The organism is Brumimicrobium salinarum (genome assembly GCF_002844555.1).
Lineage (GTDB): Bacteria > Bacteroidota > Bacteroidia > Flavobacteriales_D > Crocinitomicaceae > Brumimicrobium > Brumimicrobium salinarum.
The window spans coordinates 390,011-414,312 of record NZ_PJNI01000001.1 but is presented as its reverse complement, the minus strand read 5'-3'; the positions used below and the strand labels follow the sequence as shown (position 1 = coordinate 414,312).

The 24,302-nt window shown below is 34.4% G+C and carries 18 protein-coding genes and 1 tRNA gene; 6 read left to right on the top strand and 13 right to left on the bottom strand.

The features are described 5' to 3' along the window. Window positions 1–262: 262 nt before the first annotated feature. From CW751_RS01895 to CW751_RS01870, 5 genes are all read right to left on the bottom strand, one after another. A complete protein-coding gene (locus tag CW751_RS01895) occupies window positions 263–1,033 on the bottom strand; it encodes an amidohydrolase (RefSeq protein WP_101333259.1) in 771 nt (256 codons plus the stop codon). After that, a complete protein-coding gene (locus tag CW751_RS01890; RefSeq protein WP_101333258.1) occupies window positions 1,021–2,160 on the bottom strand; it encodes a methionine aminotransferase in 1,140 nt (379 codons plus the stop codon). Before CW751_RS01890 ends, CW751_RS01895 begins: the two co-directional genes overlap by 13 nt. A gap of 364 nt (window positions 2,161–2,524) precedes the next feature. Continuing rightward, window positions 2,525–4,069: an acyl-CoA carboxylase subunit beta gene (locus CW751_RS01880; protein WP_101333256.1), complete on the bottom strand. Its 1,545-nt coding sequence runs from the start codon at window positions 4,067–4,069 to the stop codon at window positions 2,525–2,527. A gap of 169 nt (window positions 4,070–4,238) precedes the next feature. After that, window positions 4,239–4,607, bottom strand: coding sequence for a DUF1801 domain-containing protein (locus CW751_RS01875; protein ID WP_101333255.1), 369 nt, complete (start codon window positions 4,605–4,607; stop codon window positions 4,239–4,241). Next, entirely contained in the window at window positions 4,604–5,572 is a 969-nt protein-coding gene (locus tag CW751_RS01870) for a M20/M25/M40 family metallo-hydrolase (RefSeq protein ID WP_101333254.1), read from the bottom strand. Before CW751_RS01870 ends, CW751_RS01875 begins: the two co-directional genes overlap by 4 nt. Before the next feature lie 251 nt (window positions 5,573–5,823). Here CW751_RS01870 and CW751_RS01865 point away from each other — a divergent pair, with 251 nt between their 5' ends. Further along, complete coding sequence (locus CW751_RS01865; protein ID WP_240612513.1) at window positions 5,824–6,057, top strand: GIY-YIG nuclease family protein; 234 nt, start codon at window positions 5,824–5,826, stop codon at window positions 6,055–6,057. A gap of 234 nt (window positions 6,058–6,291) precedes the next feature. After that, window positions 6,292–8,202, top strand: coding sequence for a (E)-4-hydroxy-3-methylbut-2-enyl-diphosphate synthase (gene ispG, locus CW751_RS01860; protein ID WP_101333253.1), 1,911 nt, complete (start codon window positions 6,292–6,294; stop codon window positions 8,200–8,202). A gap of 117 nt (window positions 8,203–8,319) precedes the next feature. On the opposite strand, the gene CW751_RS01855 is transcribed toward ispG, so the two are convergent. The 8 genes from CW751_RS01855 to CW751_RS01820 form a co-directional block, all read right to left on the bottom strand. Continuing rightward, complete coding sequence (locus CW751_RS01855; protein WP_101333252.1) at window positions 8,320–8,691, bottom strand: energy transducer TonB; 372 nt, start codon at window positions 8,689–8,691, stop codon at window positions 8,320–8,322. A 95-nt stretch (window positions 8,692–8,786) separates the two neighbouring features. Next, a complete protein-coding gene (locus tag CW751_RS01850) occupies window positions 8,787–9,320 on the bottom strand; it encodes a hypothetical protein (protein ID WP_101333251.1) in 534 nt (177 codons plus the stop codon). Between the two features lie 154 nt (window positions 9,321–9,474). Next, entirely contained in the window at window positions 9,475–13,158 is a 3,684-nt protein-coding gene (locus CW751_RS01845) for an SNF2-related protein (RefSeq protein ID WP_101333250.1), read from the bottom strand. A 217-nt stretch (window positions 13,159–13,375) separates the two neighbouring features. After that, window positions 13,376–14,251 carry a class I SAM-dependent methyltransferase gene (locus CW751_RS01840; RefSeq protein WP_101333249.1) on the bottom strand — a complete coding sequence of 292 codons (876 nt, stop codon included), beginning with the start codon at window positions 14,249–14,251 and terminating at the stop codon, window positions 13,376–13,378. 39 nt (window positions 14,252–14,290) lie between these two features. Next, on the bottom strand, window positions 14,291–16,156 hold the full coding sequence (gene mnmG, locus CW751_RS01835; protein WP_101333248.1) for a tRNA uridine-5-carboxymethylaminomethyl(34) synthesis enzyme MnmG: 1,866 nt from the start codon (window positions 16,154–16,156) through the stop codon (window positions 14,291–14,293). 369 nt (window positions 16,157–16,525) lie between these two features. Further along, window positions 16,526–16,930: an rRNA maturation RNase YbeY gene (gene ybeY, locus CW751_RS01830; protein WP_101333247.1), complete on the bottom strand. Its 405-nt coding sequence runs from the start codon at window positions 16,928–16,930 to the stop codon at window positions 16,526–16,528. Further along, complete coding sequence (locus CW751_RS01825; RefSeq protein WP_101333246.1) at window positions 16,927–17,346, bottom strand: ATP-binding protein; 420 nt, start codon at window positions 17,344–17,346, stop codon at window positions 16,927–16,929. Before CW751_RS01825 ends, ybeY begins: the two co-directional genes overlap by 4 nt. Before the next feature lie 39 nt (window positions 17,347–17,385). Further along, entirely contained in the window at window positions 17,386–20,745 is a 3,360-nt protein-coding gene (locus tag CW751_RS01820; RefSeq protein WP_101333245.1) for a DUF4175 family protein, read from the bottom strand. 176 nt (window positions 20,746–20,921) lie between these two features. Between CW751_RS01820 and gltX the strand changes: the two genes are divergently transcribed. The 4 genes from gltX (at window position 20,922) to CW751_RS01800 (ending at window position 24,156) form a co-directional block, all read left to right on the top strand. Further along, a complete protein-coding gene (gltX, locus tag CW751_RS01815) occupies window positions 20,922–22,454 on the top strand; it encodes a glutamate--tRNA ligase (RefSeq protein WP_101333244.1) in 1,533 nt (510 codons plus the stop codon). Window positions 22,455–22,456: 2 nt separating this feature from the next. Beyond that, complete coding sequence (gene folB / locus CW751_RS01810) at window positions 22,457–22,813, top strand: dihydroneopterin aldolase (protein WP_101333243.1); 357 nt, start codon at window positions 22,457–22,459, stop codon at window positions 22,811–22,813. Between the two features lie 74 nt (window positions 22,814–22,887). Then, window positions 22,888–22,958, top strand: a tRNA-Cys gene (locus CW751_RS01805). 376 nt (window positions 22,959–23,334) lie between these two features. Next, window positions 23,335–24,156 (top strand): universal stress protein, encoded by an 822-nt coding sequence (locus CW751_RS01800; protein WP_101333242.1) that lies wholly within the window; start codon window positions 23,335–23,337, stop codon window positions 24,154–24,156. The last annotated feature ends 146 nt before the right edge of the window (window positions 24,157–24,302 follow it).

The window sequence follows — 24,302 nt, the reverse complement described above, 5'->3', positions numbered from 1 at the left end:
CTGTTGTTATAACGTACTATAATTGATTATCATATTTAAAATGTCTTCTTTCAATAATCCTCCCCCCAACCCCCTCCAAAGGGAGAGAGGTTATTAACTCACATTTTGGAGGAGAAAATTATACCTCACATTTAAATTAAGAAAAGCTAAAACCGGTTCTATCGAAAGCGGCTTATTTGTGCTCCTCCCCCTTTATCCTCTCCAAAAGGGGGAGGACATATTTCCAATCTATTGCTAAATTTCGACTCCTGACACTTATTAATTACCTATCCTTCAAAAACGGCATCGCCCTCCTCACCTCTTCCAGGTTCTCATAGCTTATTTCTTCGTTCACTACATGCTCTTCATGACTCACTTGCGCAATGATTTTTCCAGCGGGATCAATAATCGAAGAGTCTCCTGAATACGGTAAATCATTTTTTCCTTTCCCTACTCTATTAACACCAATCACATACACTTGATTTTCAATTGCTCTTGCTCGCAACAATGTTTTCCAATGCAAACTTCTTCTTTCGGGCCAATTCGCAACGTTAATCAACAAATCATAGTCGTAATTGTCGTCTTCTACCTTGTTTCGCATGATTTCGGGGAAACGTAAATCATAACAAATTTGCATGAAGATTTTCCAACCTTTATATTCAAATGTGTTGGGTTCCTCACCAGGTGTGTAGGTTAAATCTTCTTTAGCTAAGCCAAACAGTTTACGTTTGTTGTATTGCTGTAAACTTCCGTCAGCTTGAATGAAAACCATGCGATTGAAAAATTGTTCTCCCTCTTGAATAATCAAGGAAGCCGTAATGGCACAATCGTGTTTTTTTGCCATTTTCTTAATCCATTGCACGCTTTCTCCGTTGATGCTTTCTGCCATTTCAACAGCGTTCATGCTGAGTCCGGTGTGAAACATTTCAGGGAAAACAACAATATCAACTGGTTTTTGAACTGCTTCTAAAAGCGTTTCAAAATGAGCTAAATTGGCTTTTTTATCTTCCCAAATTTGATCACATTGAATCAAACTTACTTTTAAATCTTGCATAATTTTTCTGTTGCTTTAATTATTGTGTCTTCATCTTTTGCGAAACAAAAACGAATCAAATGATCATCGTGTTTGTCTTTATTAAATCCTGAAACTGGAATTACCGCAACTCCATGTTTTTGGGTCAACTCTGTTGCGAAATCAACATCACTTTTGTCGCTAATTTCACTGTATCGCGCCACTTGGAAATACGTTCCTTGACAATCCAAGAGTTCAAATCGGCTATTTTTCATCAATTCTCTAAAGAAATCACGCTTTTTCTGATAAAAAGAACCTAAATCGGATAAATCTGCTTGTGGTAAATAATTCGCCAAGGTTTGCTGGGACGTACTGTTTACGCTGAAAACAATGTACTGATGAATTTTCTTTACTTCATCCATCAAAGCTTTTGGCGCTACTAAATAACCGATTTTCCAACCTGTTACATGAAAAGTTTTCCCAAAAGAAGAAGTGATAAAAGCACGTTCTCGAATGGCTTTTCTAGAATTTATAGAGATATGTTTTTCTTCAAAATGGATAAATTCATACACCTCATCCGATAGCAAGTATAAATGCGGATGACGTTCCATAATCTGCTCAATAGCTTGTATATCTTTCTCCGAAAAGACAGTTCCTCCAGGATTATGTGGATTATTTACGATTAACAATTTCGTGTCTTTAGAAATCGCATCTTCCACCTTGTTCCAATCGACTGAAAAATCGGGTTCCATATTGATATGAATTGGCTTCCCTCCTGCTAACTCAACGGTTGGCGCATAACAATCATAAGAAGGATCGAGCACAATGGCCTCATCTCCTGGATGAATGACCGCTTGAATGGCCGTAAAAATCGCTTGCGTTGCTCCAGCAGTCACCAAAATCTCTGTTTCTGGATTTACTTTTCTACCATAATGTTTTTCTACCTTCTGACCAATTTCTGTCAATAAGCGCGGCGCACCTGGCATGGGCATATATTGATTATAATCGCCTTTTATGACTTGCTGATAATTCTCAATCAACTCGGGAGCGACTGGAAAATTTGGAAATCCTTGTGATAAATTAATGGCGTTGTACTGCGCTGCCATTTTCGACATCACAGAAAAAACGCTTGTTCCTATATGTGGTAATTTTGATTTGATTTCACTCATTTTAATGTATTTATTGGACCATTAAAATAGTAAAATGTTTGGGGTTGGGGGGTTTTTTTGGCAAAAAAATGCTGTAGGCTTTAAGCTATAAGCTTATTTGTTTCCAGCGGTTGATGTTAAATCATGTCACCCCCTCTGGGGTTATTCGTAATCACATATATTTTTATCCAAGACGCTGCGGTCCCGGCTAATACATGTCGTCTCGCTGGGACTTATAAAGGATTATTTTTAAAAACTATCAGAATTAGAAAACATCTCGCTTATAAACATCTAATTAGAGCATTAAAAGAAAATAGAATATCAACAAATAGTGAACGCGATTGCTTAACTATCAGTAGGCATAAAGTTCAAAGCCTATAGCCGTTTACATCGGAATATTCCCATGCTTTTTCTTTGGCAATTCTTCCTTTTTATTTTCTAAAATTTTGAATGCATTGGCAACTCGGGTTCTCGTTTCAGATGGTTTGATAACATCGTCAATAATTCCACGTTCTGCAGCTCTGTATGGATTTGCAAATTTCTCTGCGTATTCTGCTTCTTTTTCGGCTAGTTTAGCGGCTGGATCTTCGGCTGCGGCTATTTCTCTACGGAAAATAATTTCGGCTGCTCCTTTTGCTCCCATCACTGCAATTTCTGCCGTTGGCCAAGCAAAGTTAAAGTCTGCACCAATATTTTTAGAGTTCATTACGTCGAATGCTCCTCCATATGCTTTACGCGTAATTACTGTCACACGTGGAACCGTTGCTTCACTAAATGCAAATAATAACTTTGCTCCGTGAGCAATAATTCCGTTCCATTCTTGGTCTGTTCCGGGTAAGAATCCTGGTACATCTTCGAATGTTAGTAATGGAATATTAAATGCATCACAGAAACGCACGAAACGCGCTCCTTTTCTTGAAGAATCGATGTCTAAAACTCCGGCTAAAGAAATCGGTTGATTGGCAACAACACCAATTGTTCTTCCTTCGATACGTGCAAAACCAACAACAATATTCGTTGCAAAATCTTTGTGAACTTCACGGAAAGAATCGTCGTCAATTACGCTTTCGATTACCTCGCGAATATCGTAAGGCATATTATTGTTGTCTGGCAAAATAGAAGCAATTGTTTCCAGCTTCTTTTCATCAAAATTAAATTTTTCTTTGTGTGGCGCTAATGATTGCCAGTTTTGAGGCAAATAGGTCATTAAATCACGTACTTCTTTTAAAACTGTTACATCGTTTGGACTCGTAAAGTGATTTACTCCTGATTTTTCAGCATGTGCTTTTGCTCCTCCTAAATCTTCTGAAGTTACTTCTTCGTGGGTTACTGTTTTTACAACGTTTGGTCCTGTTACGAACATATATGAAGTGTCTTCTACCATGAAAACAAAGTCTGTTAAAGCTGGCGAATAAACTGCTCCACCGGCACAAGGTCCCATAATTACACTCAATTGTGGAATTACTCCTGAAGCAAGCGTATTTCTGTAGAAAATGTCTGCATATCCCGCCAATGAAACCACACCTTCTTGGATACGTGCCCCACCAGAATCATTTAGTCCAATAATTGGCGTTTGACTCTTCATGGCTAAATCCATGATTTTACAGATCTTTTCTGCGTAAGTTTCAGAAAGCGAACCTCCTAATACGGTAAAGTCTTGAGAAAAAACATAAACTGGTCGACCATGAATGGTTCCGTAACCTGTTACTACTCCATCTCCAGGATATTTTTGCTTATCTAAACCAAAATCTTTAGAGCGGTGCTCTACAAACATTCCCATTTCTTGGAAAGAACCTTCATCCAATAAAAGTGTAATCCGCTCTCGAGCTGTTAGTTTTCCTTTTTTATGTTGGCTGTCAATTCGTGCTTGACCACCTCCTAAATTTGCCTCTTCTCGCTTTTCGATTAACTTTTTATTGATATCTGTCATAATTTCTAGTTTCTGTACTTTCTTTGATAGGGGTTAAATATCGGAATTTTCTTTGAAATGAAGGGGGAATGACTAATTGTTAATGGTAAATAGTTAACGTGATATAAGTTTTGGCAGAATATAAGACCTATTCGATAAAGGAATTGATAAACATTTATACTCTAAAACATTATTTCATCTTTATCACTCCATTCCGATACAAATCCAAAGCGCTTTGAAGAATATTTTCAAGTAATTCAATGGGTAAATCTTTAGTTGGATCAATATTTAGCGTTTTCATTCGGGTGCGATTTCCTTGGTCTAACTCTGGGAAATCTAAACGCAATCCTTCAACCATAAGTAAATAGGGTTGATTGGTTTTTTTATCTATCATTAAGAAACAAAACATTCTGTTCTTATAAGAGAAACAAGGCGAATTCCACTTGATCGATTCGGTAATCTGTTCGTCTTGTTCTAAAATGATATCACGCAAAACGAATAAGCAACTCTTATTGGGTTCTTCCTTATTCATGTAGTAATCGTGGAGTTTTTCGTTCATTCTAATAACTTTATACTGGATTCAGTTTCATTTAAAAGTCCAGATAATCCAAAACTTAAATCTGTAATCAGGTAATTCATATGTGTAAAATCTTGATGTTGTGTTTCATCTTTTACGTGATGATAATATTCATAATTTGTAAAATCAAAAGTACAAATTGTTTGCGAAGGAATATTTAATTCTGTGTAAAAAGGATAATTATCGCTTCTTTTAAACAACTCCATTTTTGCTGCTTCTGGGGAAAAACCTAAAACATTTTTACCCGAATAATGATTGAATCTATCGGCCATAGTACTCATTTTATATCCAGTTAGAAAAGCAGAATAATCTACATTTTTTAATGGAACGCCCACCATTTCGATGTTAAAAACAGCATAAATATCTTGCTTATCTTCTTTGAAACGTTTGGCTAGATGTTTTGAACCTAATAGTCCTATTTCTTCAGCAGAAAAAAGAACAAACATCACACTTCTTTTAGGAGGATGAGCAGCGAAATATTTCGCCAATTCTAAAACTGTTGCCACGCCAGAAGCATTATCATTTGCACCATTTGCAATAGAATCTTTCATTGATTTTCCTGCGCCTTTAAATCCAATATGATCATAATGTGCCCCAATTATAAAAATATCTTCCTTCAATTTTTCATCCGTTCCTTCTAAAAAACCAACAACATTGTATGCATGTTTAGACTTAACTTTAAAACTATCGCGATAGTTAGCGAAAAACGGTTTTACACCATAGTTTTTAAACTCGTTGCTAAAATAAGTTGCTGCTTTGTTGATTCCTTCAGTTCCTGTATCTCGTCCTGTTAATTCATCTGAAGCCAAGTAAGCAACATGGTTTTTAATTGAAGCTTCCGTGGTGATGTGTTTTACCTCATCATGACTTTTATTTTGTGATGTTTGATTGATATTGGCACACGCCGCTAAACTTAAAATTCCAATAAATAAGAAGTGTTTTTTCATAAGGGTAAAGATAGGGATTCTGTGGAATAGTTGGGCCCACGACTACGAGATGAAATCTCGCAGTAGTGGGGAGATGAAATCTAACCCGCTTGACTTCGAGAGCCTCCACTTCGGCTCTGCTCAGTGAGCGGCGATTTACGATAATGAAAGAGATACTATAACTAAAGATAAATATTCTTATTATCTTAAATGTGAAATTGATTTGATTATCGAAAATTCACTGAATTATAAAATCAAAAACTAACCACCAAATGAGTAAAGGATATATGTATATTTTAGAGTGTTCCAACGGAAGTTACTACACTGGTAGTACAAAATATTTAGATTTAAGAATAAGGCAACATCAAAATGGAGAAGGAGCAAATCATACTTCAAAGTTTTTACCTGTAAAATTGGTTTACTTTGAAGAGTTTAATCGAATTGATCATGCTTTTTACCGAGAGAAACAAGTACAGGTTGGAGTAAAAATAAAAAAGAGGCGTTGATAAAAAAGGATTTCAATAAATTACATTCCGAAGCGAAGTGTAAAAATAATACGAATCATACGAACTTTGACTCCACACAATAATCTTTTCAACGAAGACAAAACTATGGCGGCTGAGCGGATTATTGAGCGGAGCCTCTGAGTTGGCTGAGCAGAGCCGAAGCCAACAATTCTTTATTTTATTTGTCTTCTAAAGAGTAAAGAATATACTATTTTTGTTTCAAACGCATTTAAAATGAAATACTGTAACGATCCTTTTAATCGCAGTCGATTAAAAACAAACGAAGTTAAAGTCGGTAAACTAGGAATAGGAGGGAAGCACCCTATTCGAATTCAATCGATGACGACCAAAGACACTATGGATACAGAAGGTTCTATTGAGGAATCTATCCGTATGATTGATGTAGGGTGTGAGTTAGTGCGTTTAACAGCTCCTTCAAAAAAGGAGGCTTACAATCTTGAGGAAATCAAAAAAGGCCTGAAAGAAAAAGGTTATGATACGCCTTTGGTTGCAGACATTCATTTTACGCCAAATGCAGCAGAAATTGCAGCTGGAATTGTAGAAAAAGTACGAGTGAATCCTGGGAATTATGCCGATAAAAAGAAATTCGAGGAAATAGAATATACCGATGAAAGTTACCAAGCGGAACTAGAGCGAATTGAAGAAAAATTTACGCCTTTGGTGAAGTTGTGTAAGGAAAACGGAACGGCAATGCGTATCGGAACCAATCACGGTTCACTTTCTGATCGAATTTTGAGTCGTTTTGGTGATACGCCTGAAGGAATGGTGGAATCTGCAATGGAGTTTATTCATATTTGTCAGAAAAATGATTTTCACGACTTCGTAATTTCCATGAAGGCAAGTAACACCTTGGTGATGGTGCAAGCCTATCGTTTTTTGGTAGCGAGAATGTTGGACGAAGGAAAAGTTTATCCTTTGCATTTGGGAGTTACAGAAGCCGGAGACGGTGAAGATGGTAGAATAAAATCTGCTGTCGGAATTGGTGCTTTACTCGAAGATGGACTAGGAGACACTATTCGTGTTTCATTAACCGAAGCGCCAGAAGCTGAAATTCCTGTTGCTGAAAAATTAGCCCAAAACTACAAAGAAAATCCTACGCCGACTTTCAAAACAGATTTGCAATTACCTTATAATCCTTTGGAATATGAAAGGAGGGCGTCGATGGAAATCGCTAACATTGGAGGTAAAAATCATCCTATTGTTTTTGCAGATTTAAGTGAAAAAGAAACAATTGCTCAAGCTAATTTCTTTGGATTTGGTTACAACTATTCTAAAACCATAGACAAATGGACCACCCAAGATTTAGCCGCAGATTATGTTTTTGTAGGTGATAAAACAGTTGATTTTGAAATCCCTGGAATGTTAGGAGTTGTGGCCAATGCTGAACATTGGGAGGAAAACTATTCAGATAAGAAACATTTTTACCCTTTATATAATGCGATTCCAGTCAATGGATTCAAACATAAAGCGCTCAACTTCTTGAACTGGAATCCAGAAAACACCAAAGAAATTGATAAAATTCAATACCTCAACGATGTAGTTTTGATTCTTGAAGCGCCAACAGAAAATTTCACGCAAGTAATGCGTAATTTCTACCGTGCAATGGTTTTACACAATATCGATTTGCCGATTATTTTAAAACACAGCACTTCAACGGAAGATTTGGAAGCGTTTCAATTGTGGCAATCAGCTAAATTAGGAAGTGTTCTCATTGATGGATTTGGTGATGGTATTTGGGTGAATTCTACAGAAAAAATCTCTCCTCAATTGGTCAACACAACTAGTTTTGGAATTCTTCAAGCGACGAGAACACGCATCTCAAAAACAGAGTATATTTCTTGTCCTTCGTGTGGTAGAACCCTATTTGATTTACAAGAAACGACTGCAAAAATTCGTAAACATACCTCTCATTTGAAAGGTGTTAAAATCGGAATTATGGGTTGTATTGTGAATGGTCCAGGGGAAATGGCCGATGCCGATTATGGGTATGTGGGAACACGCCCTGGGAAAATTCATTTGTACAAAGAGAAAACAGTGGTGAAGAAGAACGTTCCTGAAGCAGAGGCTGTGGAGGCTTTGATTGAATTGATAAAGGAAAATGGAGATTGGGTAGAGCCGAGGTAGTTTTTATGTAGGGGTGATTTGCAAATCGCCCCTACATAAAAACCGCTATTGAAAACATATTCGAAATGGTAAATGTATCTTAGATCTCACCTTGACGCCATCAACTTCTGCGGGAATTCAATTCGACATATTTTTTACGACTCTTAATAACTCTTCATCTAGCTCCTCCGATATTCCTTTTAAAATTTTTGCATCCTTTAATGAACCATCAATATCAACTGTAATTTCAACGAAAGCTCTTCCGTATGGTGATTCACTTGTAAGTGATTTGGGAAATTGAAAATTCTCCTTGATATATTTGTTCATTTCTTCCGGTCCTCCTGGAAAAGAAGCTTCTGGATAGCTAATAAACTTTACAATATGCGAAGTGTCTTTTTGAATAGAAATCGTGTCGCAATTACCAATAGTTTCAGAAATAACAGGATTTCCACTTTGTGAAATGAGTATGAGTAGAGCAAAAAAAAGCAATACTAAAACAAATCTTTTCATTGATTGAAATGTGAAAACTCATCTCTTAACTTATATCTAATGAATAAGTTAAAAATATAATTAGGTGAAATAATTAATCCGTTCACATCAAATTTTTACATTTTATCAATTATCACATTCGCCAATTGAGCAGCTTTATCGATTCTGTCTTGCTTACCTTCTGGACTTTCACTGCTAGAATCATTGTATAAAGAAAGGTAGAAGAAATAACCATCAGCAACAAAACGAAGTTGTCCTTTTTCATAATCACTCCATGATGCTTTAGCTCCAACTCCTTGAATAATTTCAAGATCATATTTATTATAATTTGATTCATTCTGTTTTTCCCATGTTTTATTTACCTCAGCTGAACTTTTCTGATCCCATTTTGCTTTTGTAAACCTTATGGAATAATTGATATCGTCGGCTGTCCACTTGTAATAACAAATCTGATCAAGATTTTTGTCTTGTTCAATTTCCACCCCACTATTAAGGTTAAATACTGAACGAATATCATCTGTGCCGATCATTAAACAGAAGTCAGTTCCATTAAACTCACCTTTGGAATTATTGCCGCTTTCTCCACACGAAGAAAAAAGAAAAAGAAGAGTGATGATGATTAAATATACAGGTTTATCAATTAATTTCATAGTCAATTAGTTTTGAAGACACTAAATCTAAATAGAATTGTTTATTATTCAAAATAAAAGCGCGGTTTAGTGAGTTTCAATGTTGTTAAGCCTTATTACCTCAGTTGAAGTTTGCTGCGTTTTGGGTGTTGAACGGACGATTTGCAAATCGTCCCTACGACATCCCAAAAAACATCTCCACATCACCCTTATCAAAGGATTTTTTCTCTTTATCCACACGAATTACATCTGCTGCTACGGCTTTCTTCTTGTCTTGTAATTGCACAATCTTTTCCTCTATGGTATCATTACAAATCATGCGGTAGGCCATTACTTTTTTGTCTTGTCCAATTCTGTAACAACGATCAATGGCTTGACTTTCCACTGCTGGATTCCACCAAGGATCAATTAAATAGACATAATCAGCTTCTGTTAGGTTCAAACCTGTTCCTCCAGCTTTCAAACTGATCAGAAACACGCGAATTTTGTCGTTATTTTGAAAGTTATTGACCTTTTCCTCACGATTTCGGGTTTGACCATCCAAGTATTCGAAAACGATTCCCTCTTGCTCTAATCGCTCTTTTACGAGACTTAACATTCCCACAAATTGAGAAAACACTAAAATCTTGTGATTATTTACTTTTTCTGTCAAATGCCGCACTAATTCATCGAGTTTTGCGGAATCGTTTCCTTGGTCTTTTTCTTTGTCTGCCAAAGCCGTAGAATTACAAATCTGACGCAGTTTAGTAAGGCCTTGTAAGATGTACATTTGCGATTTGTTTATGCCTTCCTCTTCAATTTGTTCTTGTAGTTTTTGTCGGAAATACAACTTATAATCTTCGTAAACTTTACGCTGCTTCTTTCCCATTTCGCAATAAATCACACTTTCGGTTTTACTGGGCAGTTCCTTGGCAACTTGAAGTTTGGTACGACGCAATAAAAAAGGATGAATCATTCTAGATAATAATTCCGAAGAGTATTCATCTTGGTCTCTGTCAATCGCCTCCGCAAAAGTGGATTTAAAATGATTGATGCTTCCGAAAATTCCAGGATTTAAAAAGCTAAACTGACTGTATAAATCAAAAGTGTTGTTTTCAATCGGCGTTCCTGTGAGTGCCAATCGGTTGTTTGCTTTTAATAAGCGCACTGCCTTAAATCGTTGCGATTGCGGGTTTTTAATGGCCTGACTTTCATCTAAAACTACATAATTGTATTGCAAATCTTTATGCATTTCAATGTCTTTAATCATTGAACCATAGGTCGTTAAAATAATGTCGTTTTTTTCAATTTCCTTTTGTAAATCATGACGATTGGCTCCAATAAAAGGCAAAACCTTCATTTTTGGAGCAAATTTTTCAATTTCAGCTTGCCAATTGAACATCAAAGAAGTGGGTGCAACGACCAAATGAGGTAGGGGAGAGCGGTCTTTTTTGGGCAAATTCTTCAAATACTGGAAAAAAGCAATGGTTTGAAGGGTTTTTCCCAATCCCATATCATCCGCTAAACAACCGCCAAGTTTGTTTTCATGCAAAAATACCATCCAATTCAGGCCTTCTTTTTGATAATCCCGCAAAGTAGCCTCAATTCCCTTTAGCGTAGGCACATCCTTGAGTTCCTTTAAATTTAATAAACGTTGTTTCTTTTGATGCAATTCTTCTAAGAATTTCGGCGCATTGGTTTCCTCTTCATATAACTCATCAATGATGTTGAATTGGAAGTTAGAAATCTCAATTTTATCCTTTTTTACTTGCCCCAGCTTAAAATATTTCTTGTATTTCTCTATCCATTCTTTTGGCAAAATACCAATTGTACCATCTTTTAGTTCAACGTAATTACTCTTTTTGACAATTGATTTTTGGAGTTGCTTTAAATCCACTTTTTGATCGCCAAAGGCAATGTCAATTTCCATATCAAACCAATCTGTTCCAGAGCTTAAGCCCATAGAAAAAGAAGGTTTGTTTAAGTTGTATTTGATGGTTTTTAAATCATTTAGTCCAAAAACACGAATATTTTTCTCTTTCAATTGATCGATAACCTGCATTAACCAAAATCCTGAAAGTGCTTCATCCGTCGTTAAATGATAATACTTGGTTTGCTGTTCAAAACGCGGATGCAAAGCCCTTATTTCTGCAATAAAATCAGCTTCCAACTCCTTATTCCTTTCTAAATAAGTCAATTTTTTCTCCGACTTCCACACCTTTTCCATGCTTTCAGGAGAAATTAAACTTTTTCCATATTTTACCACGGGGTGAATTACGATGTATTCACCATTTTCATCAGAAAGATAAACGTGTTTTTCTACATTTTCTTTCTTTTGTTTTGTGGTCGGTTTAGAAGCTTTAATCCCCTTAAAATCTATTTCAAAAACCTTGGAAAAAGGGGCTATAACATCTGTTTTAAGTTGTTCAATACCTTTATTGATCACATTGATACGAGATTTCTCCTTGGTCTTCATTAAATGATAAGCCGTTTCAGGATTTTGGATAGGGTAGAGCACTTCGTCTTTAATTACTCCTAAAGGTGTTAAAAGAATTTGCTTAGAATTGACACCATAGGTATGATTATCAAATTTTACTTTAAAATCGAGTTGATAAAATGGTTTTTTATCGGAAATCTTTAAAACCGGAACCACTTCTTCTTTTTTAAAGCTTAATGGAGTAAGATTCTTATTAATCATGGATTTTCGATTATTCCACACGAGAAAAGGAAAAGAAATTTCATGTGAGACTAAGTCTTTAAACTGGTAAACTAAACTCTTAACCGATTCTATATCAATCGTTTGAGAATCGACTTGAGAATACTGACTTGCCAATTGTACTCCACTAATAATCAAATCTTTATCTGACTTATTATCAAATAAAGGAAGAATATCCACGAAGTCATAGGCATCTATTTCTCGAAATTTAGTTGAAATCTTCGTCTGTGCTTTGTTTAGTTTTCCATACATAGGAAAAACATTAAGAATACTATTCCCTTGTTTTTCAAAGCAAATGGTCACTCCATAATTTGATGAATCTTCGGAGGTGTTTGGCAGATAAAAGGTATGATTTGCTTCTGTTCCAAAAAGAGATTTGACTTGATTTTTATTAAAAATATTCTTTACCTTTTCTTTGACAGCGACTCCATCTGTGGTAATATTTAGCGTAAATAAATCATCAAAGCCTAAAGAAGGATCAAAGCCAGCGCTCTCTAGTTTTTGCTTTTTAATTCTCTCTATGTAATCATCTGCAAAATAGTTCGGTCCAAAACGCTTAAATATTTCTTGTAAAAACAAGCTCTTATGTCCACAGGGATATGGACTTTTACAGGAACAATTCAATAAAATTCTATTGTCATTTCTATGAAAAGATATTTTGAGATCAAACTCTTCTCTATAGGTATCGTAAAAACCTTCAATATTATCTTTATTGATGGCAGTAATAGTTAGCGGACTGTAATAATATGAACCGCTTCGAAAGTTCATTTTATTCAATTCATCAATGTCAATTACGCCATTTTCATGTGGAATAGTAGTAATACTTGATCTGAATTTAATCGTTTTCTTTGGTTCTTCTACATCAATTTCTTCTTGGTCGATGAGTTGAATTAATTGATGAAAAGATGCAACTACATGTTTACAGATTCCAAATCCTTCATAAGGACAAGAACACGAAGTTTGTAATTTCGAATAATTGGAAATATCTATAAAAACATCGTAAGGATAAAGTTGTGAACCTTGACATTCAAAAAAGAAGGAATGATTTTTTTCACGAATTAAATTTGGAAAAATAGAGTAGGCCCGTTCAATAACTAAATAATCTGCATTATCCTCTATATACTCATTTAATAAATTTATGACACTGTCTTTCTTGGTAAGCATCTTTGCGTTGATTTATTTTTGAAAATAAAATTAAGTATAAAAAAGAATGAGTACTTGAATAAAATCAAGAAATCACTAAAAAACCGACCTTCATAAATAGCGATTTTAGAGTGTTTCTAAAAAAATCAATATCACAACAAGCAAAACCATGTAAAACACCTTAAAAACCGTGTTAAAATAGAAAAACAACTTTAAAATGAAGATTCTACCTTAAAAACTAGGTTCTTTTTTCGAAAACATAAACCTGACTAGAAAAACCATATTTTTTTGCTTTCATATTTGAAATAAGTCCAATTATAGCTCCAAAAGGGGAGAAGCGCTTTTTATACTTTTCTGAAAGCATAGAAACATAAAAAGAATCATATTTCATAGGAATGACCTTTTTAAGATCAAATCCGAAATCTAAAAGCAAACGAGAAATATCGTTTTTAGTGAAGTGATACAAGTGCCTTGGAACATCATAAGCTGCCCAGTCTTTTTTATAAAAACGTGCATCGTAACTATTCATATTGGGTACAGCGATGAAGAGTTTTCCGTTTCCTCGTAAGATTTCATCAATGCGTTTTAGGTCTTTTCTTAGATCATAAACATGTTCTAAAACATGCCACATGGTAATAACATCAAAGCTATTTTCATCAATTTCATATAAATCGACCTGATCACTACTTCTAACATGATTGTGTTTGTGTGCGTAATCTCTTGCGTCAGGATCAGGTTCTAAACCAATTCCATTAAAACCATAATCGTTTGCAACTTTTAAAAAGTGACCTGTACCCGAACCAATATCAAGTAAATCTTTTTCCTCCGTTTCGTTTTTAACCCAGTTAATTTTATCCTGTAGTGTAATATTTCTCACCTTATTATAAAGAGAATTGATCAATCCTTTATTATTAGAACTGTGAGAAATATAAGCATCAGATTTATAATATTCACCGATCTCTTCCTTCTCTGGAATTGGATTAGTAAAATGAAATCCACAAGAATCACATTCAACAACTTTGAACACTTCTTTGGTAATCATGTGATCCTTTACTTCTAAAAAATCTTTAAAGTATGTCTCGTTGCATACTGGACAATTTCTAATGGTTTTCATTTATATGACTTTATAATAATGATATTGTTTCACATGAAACTATCGGCCCAAATATATCAAAAGAACATTCACATCGCTAGGTGAAACACCACTAATTCGTGAAGCTTGTCCAATTGTAGTAGGTTTTATTTCGGAAAGCTTGTTAACCGCTTCAGAACTTAAACTACTTAATTTAGAATAATCGATATCATCAGAAATTGAAACATCTTCCAAACGGTTTAACTTATTAGCGACATCTTGTTCTCGACTAATGTACCCATCATACTTTAGTTGAATTTCAACCTGCTCCAAAACTTCTTTTGAAAGATTTTCAACATGGGATTGCAATTCTGTACTCATCTCTAAAAGCTGATCCATCCCTATATTAGGCCGCGTAATCAATTGAGTTAATTTCACCTGTTGCTTTATAGGAGACGACTTATAATTTTCTAAAACGGGATTCGCCTTCTCGGGTTTAACACCCACTTTTTTGAGTTTGCGCTTAAGCTGAGCAACTTGTTCGTTTTTGAGATTAACCTTTTCCATCCTTTCATCGGAGATCATTCCGATAGCATGTGCGATAGGTGAGAGCCTTAAATCAGCGTTGTCCTGCCGCAAAAGAATTCTATATTCCGCACGAGAAGTAAACATCCTATATGGCTCTTCTGTACCTTTAGTAATCAAATCGTCAATTAGAACTGCGATGTAAGCATCAGATCTACTCAAAGTGAATATTTCTTTCCCTTGAACTTTTCGAGCTGCATTTATTCCAGCCATTAAACCTTGACAAGCGGCTTCTTCGTAACCTGTAGTTCCATTAATTTGTCCAGCGAAATACAATCCAGAAATAAGCTTTGTTTCCAAAGTATGTTTTAATTGAGTAGGAGGGAAGTAGTCATATTCGATGGCATAACCTGGTCGAAACATTTTCACTTCTTCAAATCCAGGAACTGTTTTTAACGCTTCTAATTGTACTTCTTCCGGCAAACTTGTACTGAAACCATTTACATAAATCTCAACCGTGTTCCATCCTTCGGGCTCAACAAATAACTGATGTCTTTCTCTTTCAGCAAAACGTGAGATTTTATCTTCAATACTTGGACAATATCTTGGTCCAGCAGATTGAATAGCACCATTAAACATTGGACTTCTATCGAAACCAGTTCGTAGAATCTCATGTGTTTTTGGATTAGTATACGCAACATGACAAGGCCTTTGTTCTTTCAAAGGCTCTGTTTCATCAGTAAAACTAAATTTAGATGTAACATTATCTCCAGCTTGAACCTCCATTTTAGAATAATCTAAAGATCGACCGTCAACACGAGGAGGTGTTCCAGTTTTCATTCTACCATAGTCAAAACCAAGTTTAACTAAGTCCTCTGTTATTCCAGTTGAAGCACCTTCACCAGCACGTCCGCCACCATATTGATTTTCTCCAAGATGAATTGTACCATTCAAGAAAGTACCGCTTGTTAAAATCACAGTTTGGGCTTTAATTTCCATTCCCATCCGGGTTCTCACGCCAGTAATCTTACCGTCTTCTGAAGTGATTCCAGTAACCATATCTTGCCAAAAATCAACATTAGGATTTGCTTCTAATGTCAAACGCCATTCCTCAGCGAAACGCATTCTATCATTTTGAGTTCTTGGTGACCACATAGCTGGGCCTTTACTTAAATTAAGCATACGGAACTGAATAGCAGTTTTATCAGAAACGATAGCAGAACCTCCACCAAGCGCATCAATTTCGCGCAAAATCTGTCCTTTAGCAACTCCACCCATAGCTGGATTACAAGACATTTGCGCAATAGTATTCATATTCATAGTAACAACTAGGGTAGAAGCCCCAAGTTTTGCAGCAGCATTTGCAGCCTCACACCCAGCGTGACCCGCACCCACTACTATAACATCATAATCTCTAAGCATAAATCTTTGTTTCCCGTGGAACAAAGTTACAACAGAGATGGATAGTAAACATCTTTTTTATAAATAGTTTTGCGACTTTTTTATAAAAAAAGAAACAAACACAACCACTCACAATAAAAAACGTTTCACGTGAAACAAGTAAGGAAGATATTGTAGGATTATTCGTTTAGACCAAATACTACATTGGGGTGATTGAGCAAATTAAAAATAAAAAATTCACTAACTTAGTTAAACACAGACAGCAATTAAAGATGGGGTAAAACAACCTTTTATAAGCAACAAATTTGAATGATAAACAATATATCGCAATTCAATAATACAGCATTCTAGCGAATAAGCCTGCTGTAAACCTCATCGAAAAACCCTTAATTACAACAGTGACAAATAATAATCTTCTTTGCTTCTCATAATGTCAATTTCTAAATCAGATTTATCACCATATCCACATAAATGAAGAATACCATGAATGATTACACGATTCAACTCTGTTTCACGTGAAACATTAAAAATATTAGCATTGTCGTTAACTCTATCAACACTAATTAATAAATCTCCACTAACAAAATCACCTTCACAATAATCAAAGGTGATTATATCCGTGTAAAAATCATGTTGAAGAAACTCAACATTTTTGGCCAGCAACCAGTCGTCTGAACCAAAAACTAGAGAAATAATTCCTTCTTGTTTGTTCTCATTTTTCAACACTTCACTAATCCATTTATGGACAAAGTTTAAATTTAGATTTGGTACGTCTACAAACTCTAATTCAATCATTTGCCAATGGTAAAGGTAAGAAGCACTTTAGCTCCATTATTTTTAAACTCAACTTTATCAGCTAAGGATTTCATAAGAAAAATTCCACGACCGGTTTCTTTTTCTATATTCTCTGGTGCTGTAGGATCAGGTAAATTATGATAATCAAACCCAAGTCCAGAATCAGAAATAATAAATTGTAATTGATTGTTTTCTATTTTAGAATCTACAGAAACTGATTTCTGTACGTCATTCAAGTTGCCGTGAAAAATGGCATTATTAACAGCCTCTGTTACGGCAATTAAAATATTACCATAATGATCTTCATGAATATTATGCGCATGACAAACATCATCGATTAATGATTCGGCTATCCTTAAATTTTTGGGGTCCGAAGGAAATGTAACGGACGCTGCGTTTTTATAATTTGTCTCCATTAAAACTAAGTTCTAAAAGAATGAATTTGTACCAAATAGTTAATTAACATTTAAGAAATAGAGGTTCGCTTTATCTCTGTAATACTTACTAAATGACGGATCTAGTGTACGTAATAATTCAATCTGTTTTTCTTTCTGTTTCTTATACTCCAAAAAATCAATTTGGTTACCATAATCCACATCTTTTCCTGTTTTACTTTCACGTTGATCATCTAAACCGCGTTCTTGCATGGCTTTTTCGCTTTCTAAAAGTCGGGTTAGAATTTTTTGTTGACGTTGAATTAAATCAGCATTCCAGTTCTTATTAATGAGATCCTCTTCTTGTTGTTCTAATTCTTTAATTAGATCGTTAAGTTTATTTCCATCACCACTTCCATCTTTATTCATTTGTTCACGAAGCTCTTGAAGTTTCTTTTGTAACGCACTTTGTTGAGCTGCCATCTTCGCAGCTTGTTGAGCATTCATAGGAAGGATTCCACCAGGTTTTTGACCTGGCTTTTGACCCGGCTTTTCCCCAGGTTGAGAGCCACCAGGTTGCTTACCTTTTTTCATTTGCTCTAATTGTTTTTTGATCATTTCTTTCATTCCTTCCATATCTCCAGTTTGTCCTTTACCTGGTTTACCTTGTCCCGGCTTACTACATGAACCTTTGCCTGATTGTTGGTTTTTCATGTTCTGCTGAGCCTCCTGCAAAGATTCATTTAAGAATAAAGCTAAGTTATTTAAACCCGTCATTGCAAATTGTTGCTTGGTATTAAGTTGACGTTTCTCACGTTCTCCAATATGGGTAGGTATGTATTTATATTGCTTTTCGATTTCTTTTAATTCTTGCGAAATGAAAGAGGAAACCTTTGGAACACGATCAGCTAAAGCTCTTAAACTATCTTTAATAGGTTTAAGGTTATCGATAATGGCACGTTGTTCTTTACCATAAGCAACAAACATTGGATCAAAACGATCGACATCTTTAAAAAACAACATGTTTTGTTCTTGATTAAAACTTAGACGCAATAAATTTTCAAGTAAAGCACGCATAGCCTGTAAATCTTCTCCATCTTGTTTTTGTTGACTCTGTTGCATTTGTGCTTGTAACTGAGAGGCACTTTCTTTCATTTTTTCACTAGCATTTTTTTGACTCTCTTGTGCATCTTCAGAATTTCCATCACCTAATTCTTGTTCTGCATCTTGCATTTCTTCATTTATTTCGTTACTCATTTTATCCATATCATCAAATGAGAAAGGACGTTTTAATTCGCTGTTTTTATCGAGCATTTCTTTTAAATCTTTTTGAAGTTTCTCAAAATCTTTATTTAAAGCTTTCTGTTTGTCTTTTCCTTCCTGAGTATCCAAACCGTCCTTTAAATCATCTCTTAAATTATCTTGCTTTTCAGATAACTGTTCCAAAGATTTTTGAAGGTCTTCTACGCGTTCTTCAACATCCATTTTTTTAAGCATTTCCATGGTTCTATCGAGTTGACGCTCCATATCTTCCGCAGACATTTCACTATCCTCCATTTTTTGAAGCATGTCTTTATTTTCATTTTGCTTCATCATTTCTTCTAGCTCTTTCAATAAGTCTTTTAACTCATCATCCATAACATTATCAAGCAGCTCCTCCAATTGTTTTTGTTTCTCTTGTAGCTTTTCATCCATTGGACTTAATTTCATCTTATTCTCAAAGGAGTTTTGCATCTTCTCTTTCATCTCTTTAATTTTGGATTCTAGAGATTTTTGTTGAGATTGCAATTGTTCTACTTGCTTTTGCTGTTGCCAAGAATTAGATTTGGAATTGGCAATTTCCTTTTTTAAACGGGTCAGTTCTTCTTTAAATTCCTGACTCTCTCTAATCAATTCTTTCAAATCTTTTTTGGTATTTTCCTTCTCGTTAGAACGCTCTTCATTTAGTTCTTCTAAACTAGGACTAACATATTGAAACACATTAGAACGGGTAGATTTTGAACCATTAACTCCATCATTATCGTATACAGTGAAAAAATAGGTGAGTCTATCTTCAAGTTTTAAATCAAGATCTTTAATATTAAAGGTCATTGAAAAGGTGGATTCCTGATGTGTTATTCCAGGAACTTGTATGTTTTCTTTTCTCTTATTTCCGCTTTTGTCTTCAATGATATATGTAAAAACAACCCTATTTAAGCCGTAATCATCGCTAACTTTTCCAGAAAAATAAAGTTTTTGATCGATAATAGAATCCTTTGTTTTAGTAACAGCTATTTGAGGGTGTTTATCCTTAATAACTTCGATGGCGTATCTATTGGTATCTTTAGTGAATAACTCTTGATGAGATAAAACATAAAACAACTGTTCACTTTTTACAGCGGTGTGATTAAATTTGAATCCCGAAGTATTAAAAACAATGTTGGTATCAGGTAAAACAACTTCAATTTGTTTGGTGTTTTTTGCAAGCCCATTCCAAATTAATTGTGTTCCCTCAGGAATAATTAAATCACCAGGATTATCAATAGACTCATTTTTACGATTCAAATAATCGGGATAATCTAATTCCACCGCTAAGTGTCCAATAAGTGATTTTTTTAATACATCAATTGTATAGGTATTAGATTGAGCAGAACCAGCTTTAAAGTGAAAGTCAACATTGCTATTTAAATTTTTAAAGGTATAAGCTGCAGAACTTGTATTAGTTTTGTTCATGAGAAATGTTCCCTCGTCACTCACTAAATAAACACGATCTGGAATAGCCTTTCCAGGTTGAGGAATCAAGGTGAGATTTATATCTAAAGATTCACCCTCTTGAATGGTCAAAGATTCATTCTGTAATTCAAAAGAAAAATCAGGTGCGATTTCAAAAACAGTATTGTATTGAAAAAGTCTTTTTGAACTATCTGAGAAAAAATTCGGTATGGCAATACCAATCATTATAGCGGTTAATAGAATAGGAATAAAATATTTTAAAAAAATCTTATTTTGCGAATAATCGATCGCTGAAGCAAAAGTTAAGGTATTTAACTGTGTAGCATTTTGATTTATACTAGCTTGTAATAAAGAAATATTTTTCGTTTGCTTTTTTGATAAATCATGTAATTGAAGGGTGTTTAATAAACGATCATTAATTTCAGGAAAAAAGTTACCTATAATTTTTGCTGCCTGATATCGATCAATCCTTTTTCCTAAAGCGAACAATTTAAGTGCTGGAATAAGAAGATATTTTAAAAAAACTGCAAAATTTAATCCTATAAACGTGAAAAATAAAATTCCCCTAACAATAGAGTTGAATCTTCCTATGAATTCTAAACCAGCAACAATAAGGAAAGAGAAAAGAAAGATGATACCAAAAAGGAGTATTCCTTTAAGCATTAAATTCTTATAGTATTTGCGAATAAAAGCATCTACTTGGTTTATTAAATCAGTATAAGTTCCCATTGAATAACAGATGAATTGATATTTTACTTAAAATTACAAAAAGCAACACTAATAAAAGATGAAACGGTAAAAAGATTGATTAATATACATACTTATACACAAAAAAGTAATATTTTACTTCTCATAATAGAAAAGGAAAGGGAATCAATTATCTTTGCTCAAAAATTTGGAAAAATATGTCAGATAACTCAGTACGCGTAAGATTTGCTCCATCACCAACAGGACCATTGCACATGGGTGGAGTTCGAACAGCTTTATACAATTATTTATTTGCAAAAAAGAACAACGGTACGTTCATTATCCGTATTGAAGATACCGATCAAACAAGATATGTGGAAGGTGCTGAAGCATATATAATGGAAGCTTTAAAATGGTGTGGAATAACGCCAGATGAAGGTCCCGGCTATGGCGGGGAATATGGTCCGTATAAACAATCTGAACGTAAGGAAATGTACAAACCATACGCAGAAAAGTTAATTGAAAACGGAAAAGCTTATTATGCATTTGATACTTCTGAAGAACTTGATGCAGTACGAAAGCAGGCACAAAAAATGAAAATGCCAAACTGGCAATATAATTCAGTAACGCGAACTTCGATGCAAAATTCGCTTACTTTACCTGAAGATGAAGTTAAAAAAAGGCTTGAAAACGGAGACCCTTATGTTATTCGTTTTAAAATGCCAAGAAATAGAGATGTTCGTTTTGAAGATAAGATTCGTGGTTGGGTAGTTGTAAACACAAATAATTTGGACGACAAAGTGCTTTACAAAAGTGATGGGATGCCCACCTATCATTTAGCAAATATAGTAGATGATCACACCATGAAAATCACACATGTAATTAGGGGAGAGGAGTGGTTGCCTTCTGCACCATTACATGTATTGTTATACGAAGCTTTTGAATGGAAAGCACCCAGTTTTGCGCATTGTCCACTCTTATTAAGACCCGATGGAAATGGAAAATTATCTAAAAGAGATGGTGATCGTTTAGGATTTCCGGTATTTCCAATTGATTGGCATACCAAAGAAGGTGAAAAATATTCAGGCTACAGAGAAAACGGTTATTTTTCAGGAGCATTTATTAACATGTTAGCCTTTTTGGGGTGGAACCCTGGAACAACACAGGAAATATTTTCTATTGAAGAAATGATTGAGGCCTTTACATTGGAAAGGGTAAGTAAAGCTGGAGCAAAATTCGATGCTAATAAAACAAATTGGTTCCAACAACAATATTTGAGGGCTACAGAAAATGATATTTTAGCGGAATTGCTTAAAGAGGAAATTGGACAACCTTTGAAAGATATAACCAATACATATTTATCAAAAGCATGCGAATTAATGAAAGAACGTTCAACGTTCATCAAAGATATTTACGAAGAAGGTAATTATTTATTTGCAAACCCAACAGAATTTGATGAAAAAACAGTTCGTAAAAAATGGAAGGAAAACGCTGTAACGTTAATGACGGAATGGCAAGCGGTTTTATCCGAAATTTCAGACTTTGAAGCCTCTACAATTGAAAAAGAATTTAAGTCATTTATTGCTGAAAAGGAATTAGGCATTGGTAAAGTTCTGCCTTTGTTTAGGTTAGTGATTACAGGTAAAGGAATGGGACCGAGTATGTTTGAGATAACAGCATTACTTGGTAAAAGTGAAACCTTAATTAGAATGGAACAAAACACATCAAAAATTCAAGCTTTAAAAGAATAAATATGGCCAAACATACAATAGAAGTAAATGGAATTAAATGTTATTCTTTTCATGGATGTTTAGTTGAAGAAGAAAAAATTGGAGGCCATTATACTGTTAATGTTTCGATCGTTACCAATTTTGAAAAATCCTTTAAAAGTGACGAATTAAAAGATACTGTCGATTATGTTTCTATTAATGCAATAGTGAAATCTGAAATGGATATACGTTCTAAATTAATAGAACATGTTGGGCATCGAATAATAAAGCGCTTGAAACAAGAAATTAAAGGCATACAGTCTTCAAAAGTTAAAATTATTAAACATACACCACCCATAGGCGGTGATGTTGATGATGTGGCCATTATCATTGAAGAATAAAATAGAACAAAATTGTTTCTGTATAAATTCTATTGAACAGAAATAATTTATTATATTTGCATTCTTCTAAAAAGGGTCCTGTGGCCGAGTGGCTAGGCAGTGGTCTGCAAAACCATCTACAGCAGTTCGAATCTGCTCGGGACCTCTAAAAACCTCAATTTTAAAATTGAGGTTTTTTTATTTCTATTCTAGACCTCATCCATTGATGATTTAAGACTATGGGATCAGTCTCAAAAGTTGGGGAGGGAGTGGTTTTAATCACTTTTATGCTTAATCCTCAACAATTAGTCTTGATCCAAAATTACTTCACACTCAAAAAATTACATGGTTTTAAACAAATTATGATACGGTGTGATTATGTATTAATCAAAAACTTTGGACTTTTAAAATCCGTTTAGAATTGATTTAACTCACTAACATTAAGCATATTTAAAATATTTTATCTATATTAGATTGTTAATTTGAATCTGCTTAAAAACATTTGCTATTTTTGCAGAAACTATATAAACCATATACTAATTATGTCCGACAAAAGTTTTATCGTACCTCACGACTTTTCAGAAGTAGCTAATTGCGCTTTAAATCATGCAATTACAACAGCAAAAGTAGTTAATGCAAAAATTTATGTACTTCACGTTGTTTCCAAAAATAAGGAAATTGAAACGGCAGAAAATAAACTAAAAGAAATAATAGAGAATCAAGAAACTGCGAATATTACGTTAGTTCCAAAAGTTAGAGTAGGAAATATCTTTGAAGATATTGGTGATTTTGCTGCAGAGCACCACGCAGAATTAATTTTTATGGGAACGCATGGAGCTTCTGGTTGGCAACATATTTCAGGATCTCATGCTTTAAAGGTAATTACTCATTCGACTGTTCCTTTTATTATCGTTCAACAAAAACCAATTGGTGATTCAGGATACGATGATATTGTTGTTCCACTAGATTTGCATAAAGAAACAAAGCAAAAATTAGCTATTGTTGCATCTATGGCAAAATACTTTAAATCAAGAGTTCATGTTATCACACCCAATGAAACAGACGAATTCTTAAAAAACAAAGTATCGGCTAACATCTTATTTTCTAAGAGATTTTTTGAAGAGAGAAATATCGAAATGACAGCCACTTTAGCGCCAAGTAGCGGATTTGATAAAGAAGTTGTCAAATTAGCTGTTGAAAAAGATGCTGATTTAATTGCAATAATGAATCAGAATAAAAGTAATTATTTAGGTGGATTTGGTTCTAACTATGAACAATATATGATTACCAATGATGCTGAAATCGCTACTTTAGTGGTTAATCCGATTGATACACCGTATGGAAGTAGCATTTTATTTTCATAATAGTTAAATTATAATTTAAAAAAAGACGTCTTTAAAAGGCGTCTTTTTTTGTTTGTATCAATCCTATTCACAAACCTAATAATCGCTTAAATTGAGCACCTAAATTTGTTTACAGTACATTTTAATTCTTATTACGTTTAAATATT